The 25,982-nt window shown below is 56.9% G+C and carries 27 protein-coding genes, 1 tRNA gene and 1 riboswitch; of the genes, 6 read left to right on the top strand and 22 right to left on the bottom strand.

Annotated features, from left to right (window positions below; all coding sequences use genetic code 11):
• The first annotated feature begins 3 nt into the window (after positions 1-3).
• A complete protein-coding gene (locus tag G5332_RS05580) occupies positions 4-726 on the top strand; it encodes a virulence factor (RefSeq protein ID WP_216953396.1) in 723 nt (240 codons plus the stop codon).
• A 294-nt stretch (positions 727-1,020) separates the two neighbouring features.
• On the opposite strand, the gene G5332_RS05575 is transcribed toward G5332_RS05580, so the two are convergent.
• Both G5332_RS05575 and G5332_RS05570 read right to left on the bottom strand, forming a co-directional pair.
• Positions 1,021-1,108 (bottom strand) — tRNA-Ser (locus G5332_RS05575).
• 134 nt (positions 1,109-1,242) lie between these two features.
• Positions 1,243-1,698, bottom strand: coding sequence for a YbjN domain-containing protein (locus tag G5332_RS05570; RefSeq protein ID WP_005337119.1), 456 nt, complete (start codon positions 1,696-1,698; stop codon positions 1,243-1,245).
• A gap of 158 nt (positions 1,699-1,856) precedes the next feature.
• On the opposite strand from G5332_RS05570, the gene G5332_RS05565 reads away from it, so the two are divergent.
• Positions 1,857-3,194: a flavohemoglobin expression-modulating QEGLA motif protein gene (locus G5332_RS05565; RefSeq protein ID WP_421172597.1), complete on the top strand. Its 1,338-nt coding sequence runs from the start codon at positions 1,857-1,859 to the stop codon at positions 3,192-3,194.
• Positions 3,195-3,272: 78 nt separating this feature from the next.
• Here G5332_RS05565 and G5332_RS05560 read toward each other — a convergent pair whose 3' ends face one another.
• Positions 3,273-3,854, bottom strand: a complete 582-nt coding sequence (locus G5332_RS05560) for a thymidine kinase (protein WP_005351181.1) — start codon at positions 3,852-3,854, stop codon at positions 3,273-3,275.
• A 91-nt stretch (positions 3,855-3,945) separates the two neighbouring features.
• The gene (locus G5332_RS05555; RefSeq protein WP_005351177.1) at positions 3,946-5,526 is read right to left on the bottom strand and encodes a Na+/H+ antiporter NhaC family protein; all 1,581 of its coding nucleotides are present in this window, start codon (positions 5,524-5,526) and stop codon (positions 3,946-3,948) included.
• Positions 5,527-5,614: 88 nt separating this feature from the next.
• Positions 5,615-5,786, bottom strand: a riboswitch (Lysine riboswitch).
• Between the two features lie 302 nt (positions 5,787-6,088).
• Between G5332_RS05555 and G5332_RS05550 the strand changes: the two genes are divergently transcribed.
• A complete protein-coding gene (locus tag G5332_RS05550; protein WP_075115902.1) occupies positions 6,089-6,493 on the top strand; it encodes an H-NS family nucleoid-associated regulatory protein in 405 nt (134 codons plus the stop codon).
• Between the two features lie 69 nt (positions 6,494-6,562).
• On the opposite strand, the gene G5332_RS05545 is transcribed toward G5332_RS05550, so the two are convergent.
• The 5 genes from G5332_RS05545 to G5332_RS05525 form a co-directional block, all read right to left on the bottom strand.
• On the bottom strand, positions 6,563-7,138 hold the full coding sequence (locus G5332_RS05545; protein ID WP_100646101.1) for a cob(I)yrinic acid a,c-diamide adenosyltransferase: 576 nt from the start codon (positions 7,136-7,138) through the stop codon (positions 6,563-6,565).
• Entirely contained in the window at positions 7,135-7,365 is a 231-nt protein-coding gene (locus G5332_RS05540) for a DUF3820 family protein (protein WP_005337126.1), read from the bottom strand. Before G5332_RS05540 ends, G5332_RS05545 begins: the two co-directional genes overlap by 4 nt.
• Position 7,366: 1 nt before the next feature.
• Positions 7,367-8,038 carry a 7-carboxy-7-deazaguanine synthase QueE gene (gene queE, locus G5332_RS05535; RefSeq protein WP_227342578.1) on the bottom strand — a complete coding sequence of 224 codons (672 nt, stop codon included), beginning with the start codon at positions 8,036-8,038 and terminating at the stop codon, positions 7,367-7,369.
• A gap of 61 nt (positions 8,039-8,099) precedes the next feature.
• Positions 8,100-8,807, bottom strand: a complete 708-nt coding sequence (gene queC / locus G5332_RS05530) for a 7-cyano-7-deazaguanine synthase QueC (RefSeq protein ID WP_201990205.1) — start codon at positions 8,805-8,807, stop codon at positions 8,100-8,102.
• A gap of 20 nt (positions 8,808-8,827) precedes the next feature.
• Positions 8,828-9,451, bottom strand: coding sequence for a tRNA-uridine aminocarboxypropyltransferase (locus tag G5332_RS05525; protein ID WP_201990207.1), 624 nt, complete (start codon positions 9,449-9,451; stop codon positions 8,828-8,830).
• On the opposite strand from G5332_RS05525, the gene rrtA reads away from it, so the two are divergent.
• The gene (gene rrtA / locus G5332_RS05520; RefSeq protein WP_179214420.1) at positions 9,450-10,043 is read left to right on the top strand and encodes a rhombosortase; all 594 of its coding nucleotides are present in this window, start codon (positions 9,450-9,452) and stop codon (positions 10,041-10,043) included. The genes G5332_RS05525 and rrtA overlap by 2 nt on opposite strands.
• Here rrtA and pyrF read toward each other — a convergent pair.
• The 6 genes from pyrF to cmk all read right to left on the bottom strand — a co-directional run bounded on the left by pyrF (position 10,018) and on the right by cmk (position 15,191).
• Positions 10,018-10,719: an orotidine-5'-phosphate decarboxylase gene (gene pyrF, locus G5332_RS05515; RefSeq protein WP_227342577.1), complete on the bottom strand. Its 702-nt coding sequence runs from the start codon at positions 10,717-10,719 to the stop codon at positions 10,018-10,020. The two genes, rrtA and pyrF, sit on opposite strands and share 26 nt — an antisense overlap.
• A gap of 18 nt (positions 10,720-10,737) precedes the next feature.
• Positions 10,738-11,904 carry a lipopolysaccharide assembly protein LapB gene (lapB, locus tag G5332_RS05510; protein WP_227342575.1) on the bottom strand — a complete coding sequence of 389 codons (1,167 nt, stop codon included), beginning with the start codon at positions 11,902-11,904 and terminating at the stop codon, positions 10,738-10,740.
• A gap of 9 nt (positions 11,905-11,913) precedes the next feature.
• Positions 11,914-12,198, bottom strand: coding sequence for a LapA family protein (locus tag G5332_RS05505; RefSeq protein ID WP_005337143.1), 285 nt, complete (start codon positions 12,196-12,198; stop codon positions 11,914-11,916).
• A 158-nt stretch (positions 12,199-12,356) separates the two neighbouring features.
• The gene (ihfB, locus tag G5332_RS05500; RefSeq protein WP_005299934.1) at positions 12,357-12,641 is read right to left on the bottom strand and encodes an integration host factor subunit beta; all 285 of its coding nucleotides are present in this window, start codon (positions 12,639-12,641) and stop codon (positions 12,357-12,359) included.
• A gap of 92 nt (positions 12,642-12,733) precedes the next feature.
• Positions 12,734-14,404, bottom strand: a complete 1,671-nt coding sequence (gene rpsA, locus G5332_RS05495; RefSeq protein WP_005337148.1) for a 30S ribosomal protein S1 — start codon at positions 14,402-14,404, stop codon at positions 12,734-12,736.
• A 94-nt stretch (positions 14,405-14,498) separates the two neighbouring features.
• On the bottom strand, positions 14,499-15,191 hold the full coding sequence (gene cmk, locus G5332_RS05490) for a (d)CMP kinase (protein WP_019444698.1): 693 nt from the start codon (positions 15,189-15,191) through the stop codon (positions 14,499-14,501).
• A 248-nt stretch (positions 15,192-15,439) separates the two neighbouring features.
• Between cmk and ribA the strand changes: the two genes are divergently transcribed.
• Positions 15,440-16,033 carry a GTP cyclohydrolase II gene (gene ribA / locus G5332_RS05485; protein ID WP_005351157.1) on the top strand — a complete coding sequence of 198 codons (594 nt, stop codon included), beginning with the start codon at positions 15,440-15,442 and terminating at the stop codon, positions 16,031-16,033.
• A gap of 81 nt (positions 16,034-16,114) precedes the next feature.
• Here the strand turns inward: ribA and G5332_RS05480 are convergent, their stop codons facing one another.
• Complete coding sequence (locus tag G5332_RS05480; protein ID WP_421172598.1) at positions 16,115-17,071, bottom strand: LysR substrate-binding domain-containing protein; 957 nt, start codon at positions 17,069-17,071, stop codon at positions 16,115-16,117.
• A 63-nt stretch (positions 17,072-17,134) separates the two neighbouring features.
• Positions 17,135-18,010: a LysR family transcriptional regulator gene (locus G5332_RS05475; RefSeq protein ID WP_266135531.1), complete on the bottom strand. Its 876-nt coding sequence runs from the start codon at positions 18,008-18,010 to the stop codon at positions 17,135-17,137.
• Positions 18,011-18,105: 95 nt separating this feature from the next.
• Here G5332_RS05475 and G5332_RS05470 point away from each other — a divergent pair, with 95 nt between their 5' ends.
• A complete protein-coding gene (locus G5332_RS05470; protein ID WP_021231402.1) occupies positions 18,106-19,329 on the top strand; it encodes an MFS transporter in 1,224 nt (407 codons plus the stop codon).
• A 145-nt stretch (positions 19,330-19,474) separates the two neighbouring features.
• Here G5332_RS05470 and G5332_RS05465 read toward each other — a convergent pair whose 3' ends face one another.
• The 5 genes from G5332_RS05465 to G5332_RS05445 all read right to left on the bottom strand — a co-directional run bounded on the left by G5332_RS05465 (position 19,475) and on the right by G5332_RS05445 (position 25,438).
• Positions 19,475-20,029, bottom strand: a complete 555-nt coding sequence (locus G5332_RS05465) for a VOC family protein (protein WP_031227877.1) — start codon at positions 20,027-20,029, stop codon at positions 19,475-19,477.
• Entirely contained in the window at positions 20,023-20,787 is a 765-nt protein-coding gene (locus G5332_RS05460; RefSeq protein ID WP_216953387.1) for a DNA repair protein, read from the bottom strand. The genes G5332_RS05465 and G5332_RS05460 overlap by 7 nt, the downstream gene beginning before the upstream one ends.
• A 192-nt stretch (positions 20,788-20,979) precedes the next feature.
• On the bottom strand, positions 20,980-21,705 hold the full coding sequence (nfsA, locus tag G5332_RS05455) for an oxygen-insensitive NADPH nitroreductase (RefSeq protein WP_216978983.1): 726 nt from the start codon (positions 21,703-21,705) through the stop codon (positions 20,980-20,982).
• 71 nt (positions 21,706-21,776) lie between these two features.
• Positions 21,777-23,342 carry an AbgT family transporter gene (locus tag G5332_RS05450; RefSeq protein WP_216978984.1) on the bottom strand — a complete coding sequence of 522 codons (1,566 nt, stop codon included), beginning with the start codon at positions 23,340-23,342 and terminating at the stop codon, positions 21,777-21,779.
• Positions 23,343-23,485: 143 nt separating this feature from the next.
• A complete protein-coding gene (locus G5332_RS05445; RefSeq protein ID WP_216978985.1) occupies positions 23,486-25,438 on the bottom strand; it encodes a putative bifunctional diguanylate cyclase/phosphodiesterase in 1,953 nt (650 codons plus the stop codon).
• Positions 25,439-25,982: the final 544 nt, after the last annotated feature.

Raw genomic sequence — 25,982 nt, 5'->3', positions numbered from 1 at the left:
CCAATGAGAGCCCTGATATTGCTGTTACTCAGTCTCGTACTGCCCGTTTCATCTTTTGCGGCGCACGCAGCCCCGGTCAAGGATGACCTGAGCCTGATTGAGCTGCCGGTCAAGCAGTCATCCGACACCCCCATGGTGATCTTTCTCAGCGGCGATGGCGGCTGGGCGGCCCTCGACAAGGGGCTGAGCGCCCAGTTTCAGCTGAACGGCATGCCGGTCGTGGGCTGGAGCTCCCTCACCTACTACTGGAAGAAGAAAACCCCGGAGCAGGTGACCGCCGATCTGGAGCGGATCCTCAATGATTACCAGACTCGCTGGCAGCGCCCTCACTGGCTGCTGGTAGGCTTCTCGTTTGGTGCCGAGATTGTCCCCTTCGTCATCAACCGGTTGCCGGAGCACTATCGTCAGGGGCTGGTCGGGGCCGTGATGCTCTCCCCCTCCACCAGCTCGGACTTCGAGATCCACGTCAGCGATATGCTGACCCACAAGGTGCGCAGCTACCCGACCGAACCGCAGGTGAAAACCATCCGCGACCTGCCGATGCTCTGCCTGCAAGGAACCGATGACGATAACGGCGACCGCCTCTGCCCCCGTCTCAACCAACCCAACGTCACCACCGTCACCCTGCCGGGAGGACACCATTTTGACGATAACTACCCCCAGCTCTATCAGGCCATCACCAAGCATCTGAACCTGCCCCCGGATCCGCTGACTGTGGAGCATTAACCCGTATCACCACGGAATGCCTTTCAAGTACCGAGCAGGGCAAATCAGCGAGCAATGAAAAGGGCCTCTCTTGCGAGAGGCCCTTTTACTGAATTGGGCGGAAACTTTAAAAGGATCGACCAATGGGTTGGCCGTGGCGTCAAAGTCACCGAGGCTTTTCACTACGATTGCCCAAGAGGTTCAGCCAGATGCTGGGCTATCAACAATGAGGATTTGCATTCCTATGCCAGCAACCACGCGGGGATTGCGCCAGAAAGCAAAAAGCCCTGATGTTTCCATCAGGGCTTTGCAATGTGGCGGTGAGGGAGGGATTCGAACCCTCGATACGTTGCCGTATACACACTTTCCAGGCGTGCTCCTTCAGCCACTCGGACACCTCACCAAATTTTGGTCTGTGGTTTAACGTGTTCAGCCAACACGGTGTTCGCTGCGCTGTTGCGCTGGAACGGGGCGTAATTTAGGGGAAAGCCCCGCCCGCGTCAACGGCTTTTTTCACCTGGCGAACCGTTCGAACACTTAATGCACAGATTCCGGTGCAACCTGGATTTCCGGCAGGTTGAGGAAGCCGGAACGTTCGCATTCGGCAACCAGTTCGTGGGTGGCAGCGATGGTGCTTTGCACGAACAGCAGGAACTGCTCGACGCTGAGTCCGGCCTTGGTAAAGACGGTGTGCCCGACCACCAGCCGCGGCAGGTTGTCATCGATGATATCGAGGAACACCTTGAGGGAGGGGTACTGCATATTGAGTCGGCCCAGTTCGGCAACCAGCGGCAGCATTGCGGAGGGGCGCACTTCCAGCTCGGAGGAGAACAGCAGGCCTTCCTCTTCCACGAAGATCCGGCTCTCCTGAATACCATCGACCGACTGCAAAGAGACAATGTGGATACCGTGACACTGGTCGCAGACATAGTGCTCGATACGAGCCTGTTGCAACCAACGCATTATCATTTCGGAGCTGGGGATATTCATCATTTCCACGACAAGATTGGGATCAAGGGGCGCAGTCTAAACCAATTTGCTATCAACAAAAAGCACGCCAACCCAATAACCCTGCGGCTCGCTTCTTTTTGGCAAGCGCTATGCATATACTCAGCCAAATCCACGACGACGCTTGCCCCACAGGGGGCCCCATGACTATCCAAGAAAAGTATCGCCTTCATCTGAAATCACTCTCGGATGAGCTGCTCACCCTGCAAAAACCCATCCGCATTCTGGATGCCATCAAATGGCCACGCCATCTGCAGGATCGCTTTCTGGCAAGCGGTGGCAGGGAGCAGCCCGCTATCGACAGGCACTTCTATGATGCCCTCCCCCTCGGCTTCGATCCGCGCAACAAGTATCTGGAACTCAAGGAGCTGCGGGACAGGATCCGCAGAAAACTGGGGCCACAGGACGATCTTGGCCGGATCCTGCAAGAGACGGTCGATCAGTACATGGTGGTGATCGAGATGCTGCGCCAGCGCGGCCAACCCGATTTTCAGCGTTACAGCCAGCTGCTTTATGGCTCTGCCAGCGATCACCTGCGCGGGGATCGCAAGACTCTCAAGGAGCTGGGCGCCCGCCTGTGCGATATCTTCTCCCTGCCCGGCGCCCGCCATCTGGTGCGCCCCTACCCCAAGGAGTTCGAAGGAGAGGCCGCGGTCGCCAAACTGCAGGGCAAGCTGTCGAGCTACTTCAGTGACGGCACTGTGCAGGTGAAGCTGAGCGATGGGATTGTCTCCGATGCCGCTGCCGGTGGCGACTACATCAAGCTCAACTCCCACGCCCGTTTCTCCGAGCTGGACTTGCAGGTGCTGGAGGTGCACGAGGGGTGGGTTCATGTCGGCACCACCCTCAACGGTCGCCAGCAGCCCTATGCCACCTGGCTGAGCGCCGGTTCACCGCGGATCACCGCCTGTCAGGAGGGGCTGGCCGTTCTGATAGAGACCCTCACCTTCAGCTCCTTTCCGGATCGGGCCAAGCGCATCTCCGATCGGGTGATGGCCATCGACATGGCCGAGCGCGGCGCCGATTTTATCGAGGTGTTTAAGCACTTCGTACAGCAGGGCACCAGCGAGCACGACGCCTACAAGATCACCCAGCGGGTCTTTCGTGGCGGCATGGTGGGCGGCGGCGCCTGTTTTACCAAGGATCTCTCCTACGTGCGTGGCTATGTGGAGACGGTCAACTTTATCCGCAGCGCCGTGCTGGAAGGGGTGCCCGAGATCCTGCCAATGCTGTTTGTCGGCAAGGTGACACTGGATGACATTCCGGTGCTCTATCAGCACTATCTGGAGGGGCTGATCGCCGCTCCCCGCTATTTGCCGCCGATGTTTCGCGATCTCACCGGCCTCTATGTCTGGTTCGGCTTTGCCTCCGGCATGTCACTGGTCGATATAGGCCGGGTACAGCACCATTTTCGCCAGCTGTTTCAACGCCTGCCGGTGGCCGACCCCATCATTGCGCCGGTGGATATCGAGATCGACTGAACCGCAGAGAAGCAAGCAGGAAAATAAAAAGGGCGCCAGATTGGCGCCCTGCTCGACGATTCAAATATCGCAGCCGACTTACTTGTAGGCCCGACCTTCGAGATAGTGTTTGCGACAAAGCGATACATAGCGATCGTTGCCGCCGATCTCCACCTGTTCGCCATCACGCATCACCTGCCCCGCTTCGTTGACCCGGGAGTTCATGTGAGCCTTGTTGCCACACCAGCAGATGCTCTTCAGCTCTTCAAACTTGTCGGCCAGACAGAGCAGATGGTAGGAACCGGGGAACAGCTCACCGCGAAAATCGGTCTTGAGGCCATAGGCCATCACCGGAATATCCTGCTCATCGACGATGCGGGCCAGCTGGTAGACCTGCTCACGGGTCAGGAACTGGGCCTCGTCCACGATGAAAACATCGATATGTTTCTTCGCATGGCGCGCTTTCACCATTTCAAACAGATCGCAGCTGTCGCTGAACACGTCCACCTTCAGTTCAAGGCCAACCCGGGCACTGATCACCCCGACCCCGAAACGGTCATCGATGGCTGGCGTCATCGCCAGAGGATGCATGCCCCGCTCCAGATAGTTGAAGTGCGCCTGAATGAGCTGGGTGGATTTGCCTGAATTCATGGTGGCAAATTTGTAGTGCAGTGAAGCCATGATACTGTTCCGAAACTGAATTTATGGGGCGCATGCTAACCAAAGCCCCTGACAAAACCAAGGGGCCCGCGGGCCCCTTGCTCTATAAATGTTACGCGGTGGCCAGCACTGGCCGCGCTTTGGCCTTTTTCAGGTGATAGCCGGTAAAGAGCACGAACCAGAGGGCACTGACACTGAAACCGGCCAGGCTGGAGTGCATCAAGCCCATCGCCAGGTAACCGATGGCCGCGCCGAAGGCGATGGCCAGTGCATAGGGCAGCTGGGTCATCACGTGATCGATGTGATGGCAACCGGCACCGGTGGCAGAGAGGATGCTGGTGCTGGAGATGGGTGAGCTGTGATCCCCGAACACCGAGCCAGCCAGTACCGCAGCCAGCATCGGCAGCATCAGGCTGATGTCGCTGGCGGCGGCCATGTCACCGGCCAGCGGCAGCATGATGCCGAAGGTACCCCAGCTGGTACCGGTAGCAAACGCCATGGCACAGGAGAGGATAAAGACCACGGCAGGCAGCACTTCGATCGGCAGGTTGCCGTTAGCCAGCGAAGCCAGGTACTTGCCGGTCTCCACGTCGCGCACCACGGCACCTATGGTCCAGGCAAACAGCAGGATGTTGATGGCTGGCAGCATGGCCATGACGCCTTGCGGCGCGGCCTTGATCCAGTTCTTGGCTCCCAGCTTCAGGCGCATCGCCAGACCGATGGAGACCACCAGACTGCACAGGGCACCGTAGACCAGCGAAGAGCCGACGTTGGTATTTTCGAACGAGCCGAGCACGCTGAATGGCAGCCCTTTCTCGCTCAGCACCGCAGCACCGGAATCAATCATGAAATAGATGGTGGCGGCGGTCAGAGTCAGGATCGGCAGTACCATGTCGATCATGCCGCCGTTGCTCTCCTCCGGGCTCTCCATATCCAGACCGATGGGGCGGCCCTTGGACTCATCCCACAGCTTGCCTTCCAGCGCCCACGCTTCGTGTTGACGCATCGGGCCGATATCCAGCTGACAGGCGATCACCACCAGCACCATGATCAGGGTGAAGACGGCGTAGAGGTTCATCGGGATCATCTCGACAAACGCAGCGATGGGGCTCTGCTCGGTCAGACCGTGGGCCGCCATGATGCCGCCAACCAGGGCGATGATATAAGCCCCCCAGGAGGAGATGGGCATCAGCACGCAGACCGGCGCCGCGGTGGAGTCCAGCAGATAGGCCAATTTGGCACGGGAGATCTGGAAGCGGTCGGTGACCGGACGGCAGATAGCCCCCACCGACAGGCTGTGGAAGAAGTCATCAATAAAGAAGGCAAACACCATCATCCCAGTCAGGGCTTTGGCGCCCTTGCGGGTCTTGGCACGACGCTCGGCCCACTCGGCAAAGGCACGGGTCGCCCCGGAGACGCTCATCAGGCTGATGAGGCCACCCAGCAGCAGCATAAACAGGATCATGTTGACATTGTCACGATTGAGCGCGCCATCGACCCAGAAGATCTTGAGCACGGTATTCAACATGTAATGCAGGGATTCGAGGGGTGAAAACTGATTGAGCAGCAAACTGCCGGTGACGATGCCCACACCAAGGGACAGCAGCACGCGGCGGGTCATGATCGCCAGCGCGACAGCCAACAGGGGGGGAAGAACGGACCAACCGGAGTCGGCGAAATGACTAATGTCCATGATCTCTTTGCACCTAAAGATTACAGGTGGAGATCTACCGAGAGGATCTAAAGAAACAAAACCTATGGGGAGGTCATACTCCTCAGCCCCTTCAGGTAGCGCTCCATAGTGGATGACTATGGCAGTCCTGCACCTATTAGATGCAGAACCAGCAGCCCGGTATGATGGCCTGGCCACTTCGGCGCTGACTCCTTTCCTTGTGCATCACAGGCATCACCCTCCGCACAAATACTCATAGGCAGCGCGCCTCTACTTAAAGGTATTCGCCGCACATTTTATCGAGATGGCAGCTTATAGCAAGTTTTTTGATTAAATAGTCACGATAAACATATCAAGGTCGAAAAATGGTAGTCAAATGATGCAACAACGCCAGCTTTGGCGCTATTTTCACCTACTACGGCTTCATTGGCATCCAATCACCAAGCCTATTGCTGGCCATATTAAATATCTATATTGATGTTCCCCACGGATATTATATTTAACCCGGCTTGACTTATTTAAATCACCAAGCAAGAATCAGCTGGAACATAATATTTTTCTCTGACTCGACGTGGTAACTCCTATGAATGAATTTTTAAAGGTACTGCTTAATATCCGCAGTCTGCGTGCGACCTGCCGCGAGCTTTCTCTGGAACAACTGGAAGAGGCACTGGAAAAACTCTCTACTATCGTTGCTGAACGTCAGCAGGATGAAGCTGCCGAGCGTCAGGCCCGTGAAGAGCATCTGCGGAAAATTAACGAATATAGCGAAATGCTGAAAGCCGCCGGTATTGACCCGGCAGAATTGGTAAGCGCTGTCGCTACCAACCCCGGCAAATCAGAAAAAGCCAAGCGGGCGCCACGTCCTGCCAAATATCGCTATCAGGATAATGGCGTAGAGAAAACCTGGACCGGCCAGGGCCGTATGCCTTCAGTCATTGCCAGCGCAGTGGCAGCAGGCAAATCACTGGAAGATTTTGCTATCTGACAGCGCTTGCGTTGCTAATAAAAAACCTCGCCAAGGCGAGGTTTTTTATTGCCGCTTAAACGTGAAATATCAGATAGCCGATTGCGGACGATCTGCTGCCTTGACCCACAGCACTTCACGATCCCCTGCCACGCAGATGAGATAGCGGGCAACGGTAAAGAACCAGTCACTCATCCGGTTCAGATAGGGCAGCACCTCGGGATTGACCCGCTCTTCCCGGCTCAAGGTCAGCAGCAAGCGCTCGCAATGACGCACCAGAGTACGCACCACATGCGCTTGCGCCGCGGCACGGGAACCACCCGGCAATATAAATTGGCGCAGCGGTGGCAATGGCTCGCTATAACGATCTATCTGCTGTTCAAGGCGAGTGGTCCAGGCAGCATTAACTTGCCAAATTGATTCATTCTGGGCGTCGCTGGAGAATGCCAACTCGCCCCCCAGATCAAACAACTCCTGTTGCAACAGCTGTAAATCAGCCAATAAGCCGACCTCTTGCGATGGCACGTCACAAATCAGCAAGCCAATATGGGAGTTGAGCTCATCGATATAACCGTAAGTCTCGACCCGCAAATGATCCTTGGGCAATGGGATACCATCGGCCAGCCGGGTCATGCCCTTGTCGCCCTGCCTCGTATATATTCTCATACCGACATCCTGTTAATAATGGGAATAATCATGGACTCGAGTCCATTGAGTTTGATTTCGTAAGCCAACGCCAGCGTCTGGCCCAATTTACCCGCCGGAAAACCGCTGCGCGCCATCCACACCAGATAGGGCTCGGGAATATCGATGATACGCCGCCCCTGATATTTACCGTAAGGCATCTTGTTAGTCAGAGTCAGCAGTACCTGTTCGTCGGATAGCCAATCCATATTAATCAATATCCAGATATTTATGAGTCTGGATTGAGAGTCGCCAGTTACGCGCGATACAGGTATCCATCGCCAATTGGGTGGCCCGTGGTTTCTGGCTGATCGGCTGCAAGGCAATGACCACGTCCGGGCGCAGAGTTGCGGTCGCCAGCAGCACATCCAGCTCTTCAATATGGTGCTCGGTGGCCACCGGATGCTTGATCTCGTTGGCCCGCTCCAGCGCCGAGACCAGCACAGGCAGCCCCCCTTTCATACCGATCTTGGGGGAGACTGTTACCCAGGTCTGCTCATGAGTCTTGATCTCGCTGGTGCCACTGGTTTCAATTTGCACCTGATAACCCGCCGCCAGTAATGCTGACGAGAGTTCGTGCAGATCGTAGAGGCAGGGCTCGCCACCGGTGATCACCACATGGCGCGCCTGATAACCCAGATCGCCAAAGCTCTTGATAATCTGCGCTGTGCTGAGTTGGCTCCAGCAATCGGATTCGTTGGAACGATCCAGCACCGCCTCCTTGCCCACTTCACGAGCCGGATCAACAACCCAGGTATGACGGGTATCGCACCAGGGGCAGCCCACCGGGCAACCCTGCAGGCGAACAAAGATGGCGGGCAGGCCGGTAAAGATGCCCTCCCCCTGGATGGTCTGGAAAATCTCGTTGATTGGGTAGTGCATCTCGATCACAGCTTGTTGCAAAAGTCGCGGATTATACCCCAAGCCACGGCAAGACGCAGGCTCACTCTGCGCTTTTCTCGCCCAGCCCGGTTTTCTCAAATAGTCTGGCCATGATGCCCGCCTTATCGGCCAGATAGTTGTTCAGGCCGCGACGGCGCAGTTCACACGCAGGACACGTGCCGCAGCCGTCACCGGCAATGCCGTTGTAGCAGGTCAGGGTCTGCTGGCGCACCGTGTCGAGGTGACCATAGTGATCCGCCAGTGCCCAGGTCTCGGCCTTGTCGAGCCACATCAAGGGAGTTTCAAAACGGATACCGCGATCCAGCCCCAGCGACACCGCCTGATTGAGGGCCTTGACGAACGCGTCACGGCAATCGGGATAGCCGGAGAAGTCAGTCTCGCAGACACCAGTGATCACCGCTTCGGCGCCTACCTGATAGGCATAGATGGAGGCCAGGGTCAGGAACAGGATATTGCGGCCCGGCACGAAGGTGTTGGGCAGCCCGTTATCCTGCAGCTCGCAGCTGACAGGAATGTCGTCACGGGTCAGGGCAGAGACCGCCAGCTCATTGAGCAGCGTCACATCCATCACCTTGTGGGCGGCAATCCCCAGTGCACTGCCCAGACGGCGCGCGGTGTCGATCTCTTCCCGATGGCGCTGGCCATAGTCGAAGGTGATGGCGTGCACTTCATCATACCGGGCCAATGCCTGCACCAGACAAGTAGTGCTGTCCTGACCGCCGCTGAAAACCACGACTGCTTTTTTCATCTTGATAACTCCTTGAATTGTCACGCGCGGCGGCCTTCGGCAAAGTCCTGCCACTGGGTATTCAACCGATTGAACAGGGTCAGCAAGGGCGCATAGCGCTCCGGCCTTCCCTCCCACCGGGACAAGAGGTGATAGCCCGCCTCTATGGTAGAGAGGGCATCGGGAAAGGGTTTCTTGCGAATGGCATATTGACCGGCAATGGCACCAATGCCGATGCGGGGCAAGCGGGCCAGTGCCGGGTTGCTCTGCAACATGCGATAGGCTTTGCGCCAGGTGCCGTCAAGCAAGATAAAGGCGACGGATACGGAGCCAGAGGATTCACTCTCCCACTGTTGGCGAAGATCGGTCAGCGAAATGGCATCCTCATCCGGCCAGAGTAGATAGCAGCGACGAGAAAGATCTGCGAGTAACCCATTGAGCCACTCATCGCAGGAAAAGTCCTCCCCCACATGGATCTCGCACTGTTGCAAAGAGGCCGCCAGCAGTGCCGCGGTCCCCTTGGGATGTGCCACCTCGTTGGGGTGCTGCAAGATGTAGAGGGGCGTGTGATTGTCAACCGGCACAATATAATCGCACAGGCAGGCTTTGAGGGCTCGGGTGCAACGTGTACAGTATCGACTGTTCTTGTCGTTGGACTGTTTCATGTTGTCAGACAAATCTGGATTGCTCTGGGTTATCACGCTCTCTCTCACCAGCTTGCTACTCTTCTTTACCGTTCCCAATCTTCAGCTCTCCTTCGATCGGCCCTTGATCGCCGGGGGCGAAGGGTGGCGGATCATAACAGGCAATCTGGCTCATACCAATCTGTGGCACCTGCTGCTCAATCTGGGCGGCCTCGCCATCCTCTATAGCCTGTTTCGCGACTATCTGGGTGGGGCTCGCCTGCCGCTGCTGATGTTGCTGCTCTGGTTGGCAGTGGGCTTGGGGATCTGGTGGTGGTGCCCGCAGACCCAATGGTACATGGGGCTATCCGGCTCGCTGCATGGCCTGTTTGTCTGGGGGGCAATGCAGGATATTCGCCACGGACGCCGCACATCGGGCTGGCTACTGTTGGCAGGGATGGGGCTCAAGCTGGCGATGGACTTCTACAACGCAGGAGAGACCCCGATATCCACCCTGATCAATGCCAGGGTACACATCGGCTCTCATCTTATCGGGGCCGGTGCAGGCCTGTTGCTCGGCCTGCACCGTGTATCACTGAGTGAGCCTGTTACGCACCAACCAGCTCGGCATTGATGCTGGCCAGCATGGCGGCCGGATCGGCAGCCTGCGTAATGGGGCGACCGATAACCAGATAATCGGACCCCGCCTCGACCGCGGATTTCGGTGTCATCACCCGGCGCTGATCCCCGGCTGCTGAACCGGTCGGGCGAATACCCGGGGTCACCAGCTTGAAATCGGCGCCCAACAAGGCTTTCAGCTCATGGGCCTCGTTGGCAGAGCAGACAACCCCATCCAAGCCGGATGCCTTGGTCAAGGTAGCCAGCCGGATCACCTGCTCGGCAGGGCTCACATCCAACCCGAGGGGGATCATGTCGGACTGCTCCATGCTGGTCAGCACGGTCACGCCGATAAGCAGGGGGGCCTTGTCGCCATAAGGCAGTAGCGCCTCTTTGGCGGCACGCATCATCCGCTCGCCACCACTGGCATGCACGTTGACCATCCAGACACCGAGCTCGGCACTGGCTGCCACGGCTTTGGCAACGGTATTGGGAATATCGTGAAATTTCAGATCCAGAAAGACATCGAATCCCTTGGCCACCAGCTGGCGTACAAACTGCGGGCCAAACAGGGTAAACATCTCCTTGCCTACCTTGAGACGGCACTGGGCCGGAGAGATACGTTCAACGAACGCTAAGGCATCTGCCTCGTGCTGATAATCCAGCGCTACCAGTACTTTGGGATCTTGCATCTCACATCCTATTGCTTGTTATTCACCGTCCAGACCACGGATCGGCTTGATGGAACCCCACTGGCGACAAGACGGGCACTGCCAGAACAACGAGTGAGTGGCAAAGCCGCACTGCCGACACTTGTGGGTTGACTTGATTTTGATCTGCTCGCCGACCAGCTGTTGCAACAGTTCGAGGCTCTCCTTGGCTGGCCCCTCTTCCGCACTGGCCAGCTGAAAACCCACCAGCTGGTAAAAACCTTTCATCGACGGATGACGACGCAGCTGACGCAGCACCAGCGAACGGGCCTGGCTCAGGCCATCACGCTCTTCAACCAGCTTGGCAAGGGCCAGGGTCACGCTGACGCCGGCGTGATCTTCCACTGCCTTCTCAAGCAGCGGGATCAACGCAGGCGTGCGCCCCAACTGCTGATAGCACTCGAGCAATTTGGGCATTGCCTCGGAGGCAAAATCGATATCCTGCTCGAACACCCGCAGCAGCTCCTTGCTGGCCTGCTCATACTCCCCCTCTGCTATGGCGAGCTCAGCGAGGCGCAAACTGGCCCGGGCACATGCCGGATTGATACTGAGCGCCCGTTTGAGCTTGGCCAGCCCCTCCCCTTTATTGCCCTCACGCAGCGCGATCTCGGCTTGTTCGCAATAGAAATGGGAGATGGGGTCGGCCAGCTTCTTGCCCTGGAATTTTTGCAGACGCACCGCCACATCGATGGCCTTATCCCAATCCCGCAACTGCTGATGGATGATCAACAGCTGTGCCAGCGCCGTCTCTTCATAGTCGCTGTCGTCACACAGCTCATTCCAGAGCGCTTCCGCTCGGTCCAGCAGACCAGCAGCCAAAAAGTCGCGCGCAAGCTCCTGCAGGGCAAGCTGTCGCTGCTCCCGGGTCAGTTGGCGGGTTACCAGGTTCTGGTGGATCTTGATGGCACGATCGACCTCCCCACGCTGGCGAAACAGGTTGCCGAGGGAGAGGTGTGTTTCGATGGTTTCACTGTCCACCTCAAGCAGCTGAATAAAGAGATCCACCGCCTTGTCGGATTCATCGGACAGCAAATAGTTGAGGCCCGCCACATACTGGCGGGAAAACTGGTTACTCTGTTTTTGGGTGTCCTGGCGAACACTCCTGCGACCCATGTACCAACCATAACCGGCGGCGATGGGCAACAGCAGGAAAAGCAGTTCAAGCATTGAGGAACATTATTCCTTACCCGGTGACCGGGCCAGCTCCAACTCGCGGGATTGACGACGCATGGTGCGGTTGAGGGTGCGGTTTTGCATTTTCAGGCGCAGGAACAGCAGGCCGAATACCAGCCAGCCCAGCAAAAAACCGCCAGCAAAGAAGAAGCCCAACAGCATGGCAAGTGAAAACTCACCCTGAGCGATCAGGTAATTGAACTGAACCAGCTGGCCATTTTGTGAGCCCAGCGCCAGGGTCAGAACAAACACCAGCACCAGCGGAATGAGGGCCAAAATACGCTTCATAAGAGCTCCCTGTCAGTATCTAATGAGAGGCTGATTATCCTTAAAATCGCAGGCAGACTCTAGAGTGAATGGGAAAAGAGTTTAAGAAACAAGACGATTGGCACAGGAATCGGTGCCAAAAAGAAAAAAGGCATACCCGAGGTATGCCCATTTCTGCATTATTCAATGATGTTGACGCGCTCGCGCAACTCTTTACCAGGTTTGAAGTGCGGGACATATTTCCCTGTCAGTTCAACCTTGTCCCCAGTCTTGGGGTTGCGGCCCACACGGGGCGCACGATAGTGCAGTGAAAAACTGCCAAATCCGCGGATTTCAATCCGGTCGCCGTTTTGCAAGGTCGACGCCATCTGCTCAAGGATCTCCTTGATGGCGGCTTCGACATCCTTGGCCGGCATATGCATGCGGCTGGCTGCCAGTTGTTCGATGAGATCTGATTTGGTCATAACGTTAAATCTCCTTCCCCGATCACATGCAATATTCATTTTGCCAGGATAAAAAAGGGCGGCGCAATGCCGCCCTTTTCTTGCATCAAGGATTACTCACCCTTGGCGGCTTTGAACGCTTCCATCATAGCATTGCTGAACACAACTTCTTCTTGCTGGTTCAGGTTATCGATAGCAACACGCTCATCAGCCTCGTCCTTAGCACGGACAGACAGGCTTACGGTGCGGTTCTTACGATCAACGCCCATGAATTTAGCTTCAACTTCGTCACCAACAGACAGCACCAGAGTGGCGTCTTCTACACGGTCACGAGCAGCGTCGGAGGCACGCAGGTAGCCTTCTACGCCATCAGCCAGTTCGATAACGGCACCTTTGGCATCAACCTCGGTAACCTTACCCTTCACGATAGCACCTTTCTTGTTGTCAGCCAGGTACTTGTTGAACGGGTCTTCTTCGATCTGCTTGACACCCAGGGAGATGCGCTCACGCTCCGGATCCACTTGCAGAACAACGGCTTCGATCTCGTCGCCTTTCTTGAATTCACGCACGGCTTCTTCGCCCTGGTTGTTCCAGGAGATGTCAGACAGGTGAACCAGACCGTCGATGCCGCCATCCAGACCGATGAAGATACCGAAGTCAGTGATGGACTTGATCTTGCCGGAAACACGGTCGCCTTTGGCGTGAGTTTCGGCAAACAGCTGCCACGGGTTGGATTTGCACTGCTTCAGACCCAGGGAGATACGACGACGCTCTTCGTCGATGTCCAGAACCATCACGTCAACCACGTCGCCAACGTTAACAACTTTGGACGGGTGGATGTTCTTGTTGGTCCAATCCATCTCGGATACGTGTACCAGGCCTTCAACGCCTTCTTCGATTTCAACGAAGCAGCCGTAGTCGGTCAGGTTGGTCACGCGGCCAGACAGACGGGTGGTCTCCGGGTAACGCTTGGCGATAGCAACCCAGGGATCTTCGCCCAGCTGCTTCAGACCCAGGGATACACGGGTACGCTCGCGGTCGAACTTCAGAACCTTGACAGCGATCTCGTCGCCAACGTTGACGATTTCGGAAGGATGCTTAACGCGCTTCCACGCCATGTCGGTGATGTGCAGCAGGCCGTCAACACCGCCCAGATCTACGAATGCACCGTAGTCGGTCAGGTTCTTGACGATACCCTTAACTTCTTGACCTTCTTGCAGGTTAGCCAGCAGGCTTTCGCGCTCGGAGGTGTTCTCGGTCTCGATCACGGCACGACGGGAAACAACAACGTTGTTGCGCTTCTGGTCCAGCTTGATGACTTTGAACTCGAGTTCTTTGTTTTCCAGGTGAGCGGTGTCACGGATCGGACGCACGTCAACCAGAGAACCCGGCAGGAAGGCACGGATGCCGTTCAGTTCAACGGTGAAACCACCCTTGACCTTGCCGTTGATGATACCGATAACGGTAGCTTGCTCTTCGTAAGCCTTCTCAAGCTGCAGCCAGGCTTCGTGGCGCTTGGCTTTTTCGCGGGACAGCTTGGTTTCGCCGAAACCATCTTCGATAGAGTCCAGAGCCACGTCAACGGTGTCGCCGACGTTGATTTCCAGCTCGCCCATGGCGTTCTTGAATTCTTCAGCCGGGATAGCGGACTCGGATTTCAGACCGGCGTCAACCAGTACGAAACCGTTCTCGATAGCAACGACAGTACCCTTGACGATGGAACCTTGACGGGTTTCAACGGCGTTCAGGGACTCTTCAAAGAGTTGAGCAAAAGATTCGATCATTGTTTATGTCACAAATGAAACATCCACTTGCAATCCGGCACAAGCGGGGCTGTTTTAAATAATCTGCGCCATCCTTGGTGCAGACGACCGGATGTCAGCTTGCGCTGGCATCACCAAGTTGTTGCTCTGCATAGGCGAGTACTGTTGCCAGCACTTCATCTATGGTCATAGCGGTAGAGTCTACCACCAGAGCATCTTCTGCCGGTTTCAGGGGTGCAGTAGCGCGATTTCTGTCGCGATCGTCACGTTCCCGAATCTCGGTTAAAAGACGCTCAAAGTTAACATCAAAGCCCTTATCTTGCAACTGCTTATAGCGACGCTGGGCCCGTTCTTCGGCACTGGCGTCGAGGAAAATCTTCACCTCGGCCTCGGGGAAAACAACTGTGCCCATGTCACGACCGTCCGCAATCAGACCCGGGGCCTGACGAAATGCCCGCTGACGGCGCAGCAAGGCTTCGCGCACACGGGGGAAGGCGGCGATTTTACTGGCAGCATTACCCACTTCTTCGGTGCGGATGGTACGGGAGACATCTTCCCCTTCCAGGATCACCTTGACCAGATCGCCCTCAACCTGAAATTGCACATCCAGATTGGCGGCCAGCGGCACCAGTGAGGCTTCACTGTCCAGCTCTACATCGTGATGCAGGGCGGCCAGGGACAACACCCGATAGATGGCGCCCGAGTCCAGCAAGTGCCAACCCAGCTTCTCAGCAAGCAGCTGACACAAGGTGCCTTTACCTGCACCACTGGGGCCATCAATTGTCATTACGGGGGCCATCTGAGGCATAACTTCTCTCCTGCACTGTGTTGCTCCCATCCCGAAGGGGCGGGTTAATGGGCGCCGATTATACCCGAATGTGGTGAGCCTGGCAGTCATCAATCCGCACAAAGGACCAAAACCCCGACGGACAGCTGTGCTTGTATCTCATTTGGAGATTTCATTAAGCAATGCAGGGACTTGTTCTTATGGTCGTTCCTGACAAGGCGCGCTAAACTGGCCCCCTTTTTTGAGCCGTTAGTAGTAAGGAGCAACCTATGAGCAGCGTTACCCTCGTGGCCAAATCCAAATTGCCCACCCCTTGGGGCACCTTCACGCTGGTAGGTTTTCAGGAAACCGGCACAGGCAAAGATCACGCCGCACTGGTGATGGGCGACATTACCGGTGACGAGCCCGTGCTGGGCCGGATCCACTCAGAGTGCCTGACCGGCGACGCCCTGTTCAGCCTGCGTTGTGACTGCGGTTTCCAGTTGCAGGCGGCCATGGAGAATATCGCCAAAGCCGGTCGTGGCGTGTTGCTGTATGTGCGTCAAGAGGGCCGTGGCATCGGCTTGCTCAACAAGATCCGCGCCTATCACCTGCAGGATCAGGGGGCCGATACCGTGGAGGCCAACGTAGCCCTTGGTTTCGCCGCCGATATGCGCGACTACACCATCTGCGCCGATATGCTCAAGCAGCTTGAGGTCAAGTCTCTCAAACTGATGACCAACAACCCGCGCAAGATGAAAGCGATGGAATCCTTCGGTATTCCTGTGGCCGAACGGGTTCCGTTGCAGGAAGGGCGCAATCCCCACAACGAGTTCTATCTGTCGACCAAGGCCAACAAGCTTGATCATATGCTGAAGAAGTGAGCCTGCATTGACGAATGCCAGATAGTCAAACGCCTCCCATTGGGAGGCGTTTTTCTTGGATCGACCACAAATCAACCCTGGCTATCTAAGTGGCACGGTCAGATTGGCCAGCATAGCTTCAAGCTCTTCGCCAGTGCGGGCAGCACAGTATTGGTCGACCCGCTCGCGGGTCAATTGCGGCGCGAGACGTTCAATCAGATCGTAGAGATAGCCGCATAAAAATGCCCCTCTGCGCAACCCGATAGCGGCCACACCGCCTGGTAGCCAGGGCGCCGTTTTGAGCACCAGATCGCCATCGCGCTGGGGCTCCCAAGCAAAAGTTGCCATCACCCCGATGCCCATTCCTTGTCTGACATAGGTCTTGAGCACATCGCTGTCGCTCGCACAGCAGGCGATCCGGCTCTCGGCATGAGCGCAATCAGTGCCATGAGCTGTGGAGAGAGCCCTTCCATCGGTCACCAATGCAAACTCCACCAGCTCAGCCGGGGTCAGCGATGGTGCTCTGGCCAACGGATGCTCCTTGGGTAGCACCAAGCCCCGTTGCCACTGAAAAGAGGGGAGCATGAGCAGATCGCTCCCCTCCTCCGGTTCATCCGCCAGCAGCAGATCGGCAGCGCCATCATGCACGGCTGCGCGGCACTGCGCCGCACTCCCTTGCATCACAGTTACGGCCACTTTGGGAAAGCGGGCCATGAATCCCTTGAGGATGGCGGGCAGAATATAACGGGCTTGCAGATGAGTAGCGGCAATGGTGAGGGTTCCCTGCTCCGGATGCACATGCTGCCTGGCCATCACCTTGATGGTGGCCACCTTGTCCAGCACCTCCGCGGCCACTTTGATCACATCCCGACCGATGGGGGTGATCTGGGTCAGGTGTTTGCCGCTACGCTCGAAGATCTGGATCCCCAGCTCATCCTCCAGCATCCGCACCTGTTTGCTGATCCCGGGCTGGGAGGTAAAGAGGCTCTCGGCGGTGGCCGACAGATTCAGCCTGTGGTTGGCCACCTCGACGATATAGCGCAATTGCTGCAATTTCATGGTGTAGCCCTCAAGCGAACCCACCGTTAATAGTAACAAACTTTCAGCAATGGCCCGCCGCCATCAGGCCGGGCGATCCTTGAGAAGAAAGTCGCGCAAGGCACGGTTGGCCATGGAGAGCGGATCGCCACGCCGCCACGCCACGCAGAGATCGAGATAGATAGGCGGGTCGAAGGGCACGCCACTCAGATCCGGCTCCTCTTCCAGCACCATCCGCAAGAAGGTGGTCACCGCAAAGCCTTGCCGCACCACCGCCTTGAGCAGAGGGATAAGATTGCTCTCGAAGGCGATATCGGGTTCGACGCCCAGGCTCTGGGCCAGCGCCTCCATATGCTCCCGGTGGTAGAAACCACGGCGAAACAGCGCCAGCTCCTGAGCGAAAAACTGAGAGAGGGTGACGGCCGATGCGCCACGCAAGGGGTGATCGTCCCCCACCACCATCAACATCTCTTCACTCAGCAGATGTGCCCCCTCGATGGCGGGGGGGAGATCACTGGTAATGAGAATGGCCAGATCGAGGGAGCCATCCACCATCCGGCTGAGCAGCTCACGGGTGCCGGCCTCTTCGACCCGGATCTTGAGGCCGGGATAGCGATGCTTGAAGGCCATCAGACGAGGGGGGAAATAGTAGGAGCCCATCATATAGGGGATCCCGATCCGCACTTCCCCCCGCTCCAGCCCCTTGAGCTCGGCCATCTCGGCCTCGGCCTGATGCATCTGCAACAACAAGCGCTCGGCATGGCGACAGAGCACCTCTCCCTCCGGGGTGAGCCGTACCGCCCGGTCCTGTCGATCAAACAGCCGCAATTCGAGCTGCTGCTCCAGCTTGGCGATGGCCATGCTGATGGCCGGCTGTGCCACATGCAGACTGTTGGCTGCCTTGGTAAATGAGCTGGCATCCCTGACCGCCAGCAGATAGGTGAGCTGTTTCAGATCCATGTATCAATTCATCTTATGAGATGGATAACTTAAATATATTATATTTATAACTGCAAGGACTCTACCCTGACCAAAAGTAGTCAGGACAATACGCAATGATTGAAGTCGGAAGTCGCGAGTGGATACGTGCAACCCTGGCCCTCAGCCTGGGCTCTTTTCTGGTATTTCTGAACCTCTACCAGACCCATCCCCTGTTACCCCTGATCGCCGAGGTCTTCTCGGTCAACTCCCTCTCGGCCAGCTGGACCCTGGCAGGATGCACAGCAGGCCTTGCCGCCTCCTTGCTGATCTGCGCCAGACTGGCGGATCGCCATGGCCGTCGGCAGGTCATGCTGGGTACACTCACCCTGGCGATCCTGCTCTCACTGTTGATCCCCCTGGTTGAGCAGTTTGGTTCACTGCTGTTGCTACGCATCCTGCAGGGCGCGCTGCTGGCCGGGTTACCAGCCACTGCGATTGCCTATATGGGGGAAGAGTTCAGTAAACGGGCGCTGCTCTCGGCGGTGGGGGTCTATATTGCCGCCAACTCCCTCGGTGGCATTGCCGGTCGGGTGGTCGGCGGCCTGCTGGCGGGCTGGTTTGGCGACTGGCAACATACCTTTCTGGGGATCGGTGTGATCAGCCTGTCACTGCTGCCGCTGGTCTTCTGGCTGCTGCCCCATCAGACCCGCTTTGTGGCGAGCGCCCCCGTTCGCGGCCAATTTGCTCGCGCCTTGCAGCAGCACCTGACCAATCCCTTGCTGGTAGGGGCTTACCTTATCGGGGGACTCAACTTTATGGTGTTTCTGAACCAGTTCAGTTATCTCACCTTCCTGCTGGCAAAGCCCCCATTCTCCTTGCCCACCCAGTGGCTCGGCATGCTGTTTCTCACCTATCTCTCGGGGACGGTGGCCTCCTCACTGAGCGGCCGCTTTGCCAACCGCTGGGGGGCACAACGCATGCTGCTGGTCGGGATCGCCCTGATGGCCCTCGGCAGTCTATGGCTACTGCAAGCTAGCCTGCTCGGGATCCTGAGTGGCTTGCTGATCTCCAGCTTCGGCTTTTTCCTGGCACACGCCTGCGCTAGTGCCTGGGTTGGTCATCATGTCGAACACAACCGCGCCCTCGCCTCCTCTCTCTATCTGGTAGCCTACTATCTGGGAGCCAGTCTGGGGGGACTTTACCTACACCCCTTCTGGGAGCAGGGCGAGCTGGGCGGTCTGGTCATGGGTATTGAACTGGTCCTCATCTTGACGGCCGGCTTGAGCCTCTGGCTCGGCCGTCTCAAGCAGCGAAGCCAATCGCCACTGCCCGCCCAGCAACCCCACCGACACGGGTAACAGGCTCAGCGCAAACAGGGTCACCCACGAGCAGATAGCGCTCTCGCAACCCAGCACCGCCAGATAGCAAAAGGGGTCACACCGGTGACCCCTTTTGCTGCGTTATTCAAGAGCCTGTCAGGCTCGCACCGCATAGAGCGCAGGATCACTCCTGATCGAAATAATCCGCAGGCACCGCGACCACAGCACCGGTCGCCACCTCTTCGGCGATCACCTCAGCCAGCGAGCGTAAGTGAAACTTGATCTGACCGGAGGGCAACATCAGGCCGATATCGGGGTTGCGGGTATCCTGCATATTGCCGGTTTTGAATGGCTGCTCGGGATAGCGCGCTACCAGATCCTGCAGTGAAGTAACCACCAGCTCGATATGTTCCAGTCCTGCCTGATGGATGCGCCCCGGTTTCGGCGCCGCCAGCTCGATACAGGGTACCTGCACCTCACCAGCCAGCAGTGGCTGATGCAACTGATAAGTGGCAATCGGGCGACCGCCGATCATCCCCTCCACCAGCAAGGAGCCCGCTTCAGCCAATACAGCACACAGCGCGCGGTACTCCTGCAAGGTCGCCGCCCGATAACAGAGGTGATCGACCGTTGGCTGGGAAAATGTGACGCCAGCAGCGGCCAGTTCGGTCAACAGCTGAGAAACAAATGGGGCCATTGGCCCCAGTGTGGAATCGAGTGGGTGGGACATGCTTACCATTTCTTCTTGGGTTGAAACAGGACATCGAGCTCGTCGGCTTCCTTGTCCTTGATGTTTTGCAGATCCTGCGCGCTGTTTTGCTGCTGCAGCTCTTCAAGCTCCTTGAGCCCCTGACGCATATCCTCTTCACGAGCCAACAGATAGGGATCCTTGTCGCCAATGCTGGCCATTGCCGACAACCCCTTGGTATAGAGCTGGCGGCAAGTACCATATTGGCCCTGAATGCGGGCATCCATCGCCCGCTTGACCAGATTCGAGATGTTGATTTTGAGCTGCATCAGCTCGAGACGACGATCTTCCTGAGCAAACCCCTGCGGATCAATTTTGCCCTTGTTGTGCTCGACACGCAGTACGGCACGTAGCTTTTTTACCAGCTGCAACATCTGGATCGCCTGACGATCAGACTCGGGGGTTTTGAAGTGCCCCTCATCCTGCGCACTGTAATTTTCCTGCACGTTCTTGATCTGGATCTGCACATCGGCGATGCGCTGCTTGATCTGGTTGTTGGGCATCACCTGGGCGATGGCGCGATAGGCATCAAGGATCCGGTGCTGCAACAGCAACACCATGTTTTTGGAGAAAGGCACCAGATTGACGTTCAGCAGTACCTCTTCGGTCTCGTCGGCTACCGTCTTGTGTCTGGCAACGGCGTGACGCTTTTCAGCCTCCGCCTTCTGCTTATATTGCTGTACCACGTTATAGGCGATAACCAAAAACAGGAGCGCGCCGATAGACAGCAATACCAAAGTTAAAATCATAGGATGTCCAAACCCCTGTCCCAATCCAATTGCGTGATCCTACAACAGCTTATCTACTTAAGGTAGCCTGTAGATCCCCCCTTGCCCACGATTTGTCGCCAAGCTGTATACCCGGTCTCAGGGAAAGATTTCAGGATCACGGGAAAATGACCATGGTGGTCATCACTCCCATAGTATCGCCCATCAGCGCCATTACTTGAGGTTAAAGCCCTGCGATTGCAGGAATCCCAGCATGAAAGGGCGGGACTCCTTGCCCAGAATGGCGCGGATCTGGCTACTCCAGGTCTGCTGTTTGTTGTTGCTGCTGCGGGCCTGATAGTAGTCCGCGATCTGCTGATCGTACCGGGCCAGCAGGTCGCGATCCAGCTCGTGCTGGTAGCGCTCCTGATGCACCACCAATCCCCTGGGCAGGCGGGGTTTCTGCTCCGGCTGCTGAGCAGGGTGGCCAAGGCAGAGGCCAAACAGCGGGATCACCTGATGGGGCAAGCCCAGTAGCTCGCTCACCTCGGCAGGATGGTTGCGAATGCCGCCGATATAGACCCCGCCCAGTCCCAACGACTGCGCCGCCAGCAGGGCATTTTGCGCCATCAGGGCGCCGTCAATGGCACCGATCAACAACTGCTCCGCATAACCGGTCTGGGCCTCGGGCACGATCTGGCTGTGACGATGGTAATCGGCGCAGAACACCAGAAACTCGGCCGCCTGCACCACATAGGGTTGATTGCCCGCCAGCATGGCCAGCTGCTGACGCGCCTCGGGTTCACTGACTCGCACAATACTGGTCACCTGCAAAAAGCTCGAGGTCGAGGCGGACTGGGCGGCGGCGAGAATGACATCCAGCTGCTGCGGGGCGATCGGCTCGGCAGTGAACTGACGAATGGAGCGATGGGAAAGGATAAGATCGATGGTCTGATTCATGGCACCTCCAAAATGAGGTAACACCATAGCGAAAAAAACGAGGGAGCCCAAGGCTCCCTCGCACACCCAGCTTAAGGGGCCGGATAGACGTAAGGGGCTTGCAACCCGAGCGGGAAGCCGAGCGCCCAGTAGAGCAGCAGGAAAATCGTCCAGCTCACCAGGAAGGCCAGCGAGTAGGGCAGCATCATGGAGACCAGAGTGCCAATCCCGGTGCTCTTCACATACTGCTGGCAATAGACCACCACCAGCGGGAAGAAGACCATCAGCGGGGTGATGATATTGGAAGCAGAATCCCCGACCCGATAGGCCGCCTGGGTCAGCTCGGGGGAGATCCCCACCGCCATCAACATGGGTACCAAGATCGGGCTGATCAGCGCCCACTTGGCGGAGGCCGAGCCGACTACCAGATTGACGCTGGCTGTGAGCAGGATCATCCCGACGATAGTCACCTCACCGGGCAGCGCCAGCGCATGGAGCACTTCGGCACCGGAAAGGGCCAGCAGGGTGCCCAGATTGGAGTCACCAAACGCCTTGATGAAGAGCGCGCAGAAGAAAGCCATCACCATGTAGGAGCCCATCTTGTTCATGGTGGCCGACATGGCATCGATCACATCCTTGCCGCTCTTGAAGCTGCCTGCGACAAAGCCGTAGACAATCCCGGGCAGGATAAAGAGCAGGAAGATGAGCGGCACTATGGACTTCATCACGGGGGCAGCGAAGGTGGTCAGGGAGCCATCGGCAGCACGCAGCGGGGAATCGTTCGGGGAGAGCGCCAGCGCCAGCAGCACGATAGCCGCCAGCATGGCAAACCCGGCCCAGTTGAAGGCTCGGCTCTCTTGCGCGCTGTAGCGCCCCATCTCGTCGGCACTCTCCAGATCCTCGTTAAGCGCCACATGCTTGAGGCGCGGCTCCACCACCTTTTCGGTAATGAACCAGCCGACGCAGATGATCAGCAGCGAAGAGGCTCCGGTAAAGATGATGTTGCAAAGGGTGTTGACCATGTAGTCAGGATCGAGCAACTGAGCGGCGGACTGGGTAAAGCCCTGCAGCAAGGCATCACCACCGGATGGCAGGAAGTTGGCGGCAAAACCGCCTGAAACACCGGCAAACGCGGCAGCGATACCCGCCAGCGGATGGCGCCCCGCGGCGTGGAAGATGATGCCGCCAATCGGGATCACCAGCACATACCCCGCATCTGCTGCGGTATGACTGACGATGGCCACCAGGATCAACATGGGGGTGAGGAAACGGGCCGGGGTCACTTTCAGCAGCTTTTTCAGGCCGGTATTGATGAAACCGGACTGCTCGGCCACCCCTACCCCCAGCATGGCCACCAGCACGATGCCTAACGGGGCAAAGCCGGTAAAGGTCGTGACCATGGTGGAGAGAAACTCGGCAAGACCGGCGCCGGTCAGCAGGTTGTTCACCACTACCGCTTCGCCAGTACGGGGATTGACCAGATCAAACTGGAATTGGGACAACACCCAGGAGCCGACCCAGACGATCAGCAAGGCGTAGAGGAACAGCATGGCGGGGTCGGGTAATTTGTTCCCGGCTTTCTCGACGCCATTGAGGAAACGGTTCAGCCAACCTTTGGGAGGGCTGGCCGGACGGTCATTGACAGCAGCATGACTCATTATTGCGATACTCCTTTCCCTAGAAACGAGGTCGCATGCTAGCAATTCCAGCCAATCCGTCTCATGACCGATCGCAAAAGAATGATTAATTTTGATTAAATATTGCGGAATAAAATTCCAAGTTGTGGCCTAACGCACACTTGTTACTCTGCCATCACGGCATCTAACAGTGGATAACGCCCAACCTGACACTCCACCACGAAACCGCTTGCCTCGACTTGTGCCACCGTCAGCGGCTTGCTGAACAGATATCCCTGGAACACATGGCACCCCTGGGTCTGCAGTGCGGCCAGTTCGTGAGGCTCCTCCACCCCTTCCGCCATGATCCCCAACCCCAGATTGGTGGCCATGGCGGCGGTCGCCCGGATCACCGGCAGGTTGAGGCCGACCACGAAAGAGCGATCCAGCTTGATCGTATCGATGGGCAGGCGATTGAGATAGGCAAGGGATGAGTAGCCGGTACCAAAATCGTCGATGGCAATCTTGATCCCCAGTTCACTCAAGTCATCGAGAATATCGAGGCACCCCTTCATATCCAGCATAAGCACGGTTTCGGTCAGTTCCAGCGTCAACAGGGAAGCATCCACTCCGTGCAGAGCCAGCTGCTGGCGCACTTGCCCGGGCAGTGCCGACGAGAGCTGGAAACCGGAGAGGTTGACGGAGACTGGCACCCGGTGATGGAGGCGCTTCTTCCAACTGGCCATCTGGGCAAGTGCGGTAGAGAGCACCCAGCTGCCGATCTCGCGGATCAGCCCCATCTCTTCGGCCAATGGGATAAATTCCACTGGCGAGACATGGCCAAGCACCGGGTTATACCAACGCAGCAGCGCCTCGTAACCGATCAGACGCCGTTTGGCGACATCGACCTGTGGCTGGTAACAGAGGCTCAGCTCCTGACGACCGATAGCCTTGGCCAGAAACTGCTTGAGATTGAGCTTGCGCTGCAGGGTCTGCTGCATGCTGGGGGTAAAACGCTGCCAGCGCAGCCGCCCCATCTGCTTGGCCTGATACATGGCCATATCGGCGCGGGTGATGAGGTTATCACCATCGTCCGCATCATCGGGATAGATGGCAATGCCGATACTGCCGCCGATGGTTACCTCCGGCAGACCGCTCAGTTGCAGCGGCTTGGTCATCTGGGAGAGCATCTGATCGGCCACATCCTGGGCTCGTTCGCTCTGGTTTCCCAAGGGAACCAACGCGGTAAACTCGTCCCCGCCAAGACGGGCCAGCTCAACATCGCGGGGGCAAATCTGTTTGAGGCGACCGGCAACCCGCTCCAGCAGGCGATCTCCCGCCTTATGGCCGTAGTTGTCGTTGACCAGCTTGAAGTTGTCCAGATCCATGAATACCAGCGCGAAACGCTCCCCCAACCCGCAATAGGCCTCGAGAGATTTCATCAAGCCATAACGGTTGAGCAGGCCGGTGAGGGAGTCATGCCAGGCGAGGTGGCGATGCTCCAGCTCCTCGAGTTTGCGATCGGTAATATCGCGCATGGTGAGCAGGATCCGTGCTCCTTGCTGGATATAGCGGAACTGATACTGGAACCAGCGCATCCCCTTGAGGGTTCGGCACTCCCCTTCGGTCACTACTTCATCGAGTCGGGAGAGCTTCTGGTAAAAACTGTCGTCACTACCGGAAAAAACTTGGGAGAGCGTGGCGATCCGATGACCGAAACACATCTCGAAGTGATAGTTGCCGCTTTCGAACGCGCCATTGCTATCGAACAGGCAGGCCAGGGTATCACCGGTTGCCAGCGAGGACTCCTGATAGAGGGTATCGGAGTCGAGCACCGCCTCGGTCATCATCATCAGACGGCCAGCCAGCTGAATGCCGGAGAGGCGTAGATAGATCTGCTTCTTGACCCCCTTTGGGGAGATAGTCCACCACTCGTTGTAACTTCGCCCCTGCTGAAAATCACCGAGGTAGCGTTGCAACAACAGCGCTATGGCTGTGGCCATATCAGCCGAAAAATCCCTGGAACAGAGCTCGTCAAGGGAGGTGGCCTCCCAGAGAGGAAGTGCTGCGCGGTTTGCCCAGAAAATATGGTGATGTTCGATGTCATAGACCCAGATAGGGGTATGCAGAACATCCATTGTCTTCAGTAACCGTTCGTCAAGCGTATTCATCTGGTTAAAGTCATTCATGCTGGATGGTCACTGGTGAACCGGAAAACAAATGGGCAAACCGCCGTATGCAGAATGCAAGGTGAAAACACCTCTCGGCCACTATTTCTCGCGATGGCCAAAAGCAGATAACTGATTTCAGAAATCAACAACAGGAGAGCCAATCCAGCCACAGAAAAAAGGACTCAGCCAATACTCCTGTCAATCAGAACAAATCCCTCGTTCGTTTTTAACTTTTTTTCCCAGCAAAAACAAGCACTAAGAATTGCACTCTGGATACTTCAAAAAACATTTTTACGATTCACAACAAACACTTATTTACTGACAAAAAAGTCAACTAAAAAAAGTGCCGGCATTTCCCTCGTAAAACTTTCATTTATTAACCAGCGCGTTGAATAAACAGACAAAAAAGAGCAAAACCGGCCCCAAATAGCGACTTAACAAGGAACTTAAATACCTCAAAACCGAATATCTACCTTCACCAGACCGGCATGATGAATATGCGACTGTCATC

The sequence above is a fragment of the Aeromonas sp. 603757 genome, assembly GCF_049171255.1.
Taxonomy (GTDB): domain Bacteria; phylum Pseudomonadota; class Gammaproteobacteria; order Enterobacterales; family Aeromonadaceae; genus Aeromonas; species Aeromonas veronii_A.
This window is presented reverse-complemented; position numbering and strand designations above follow the sequence as displayed.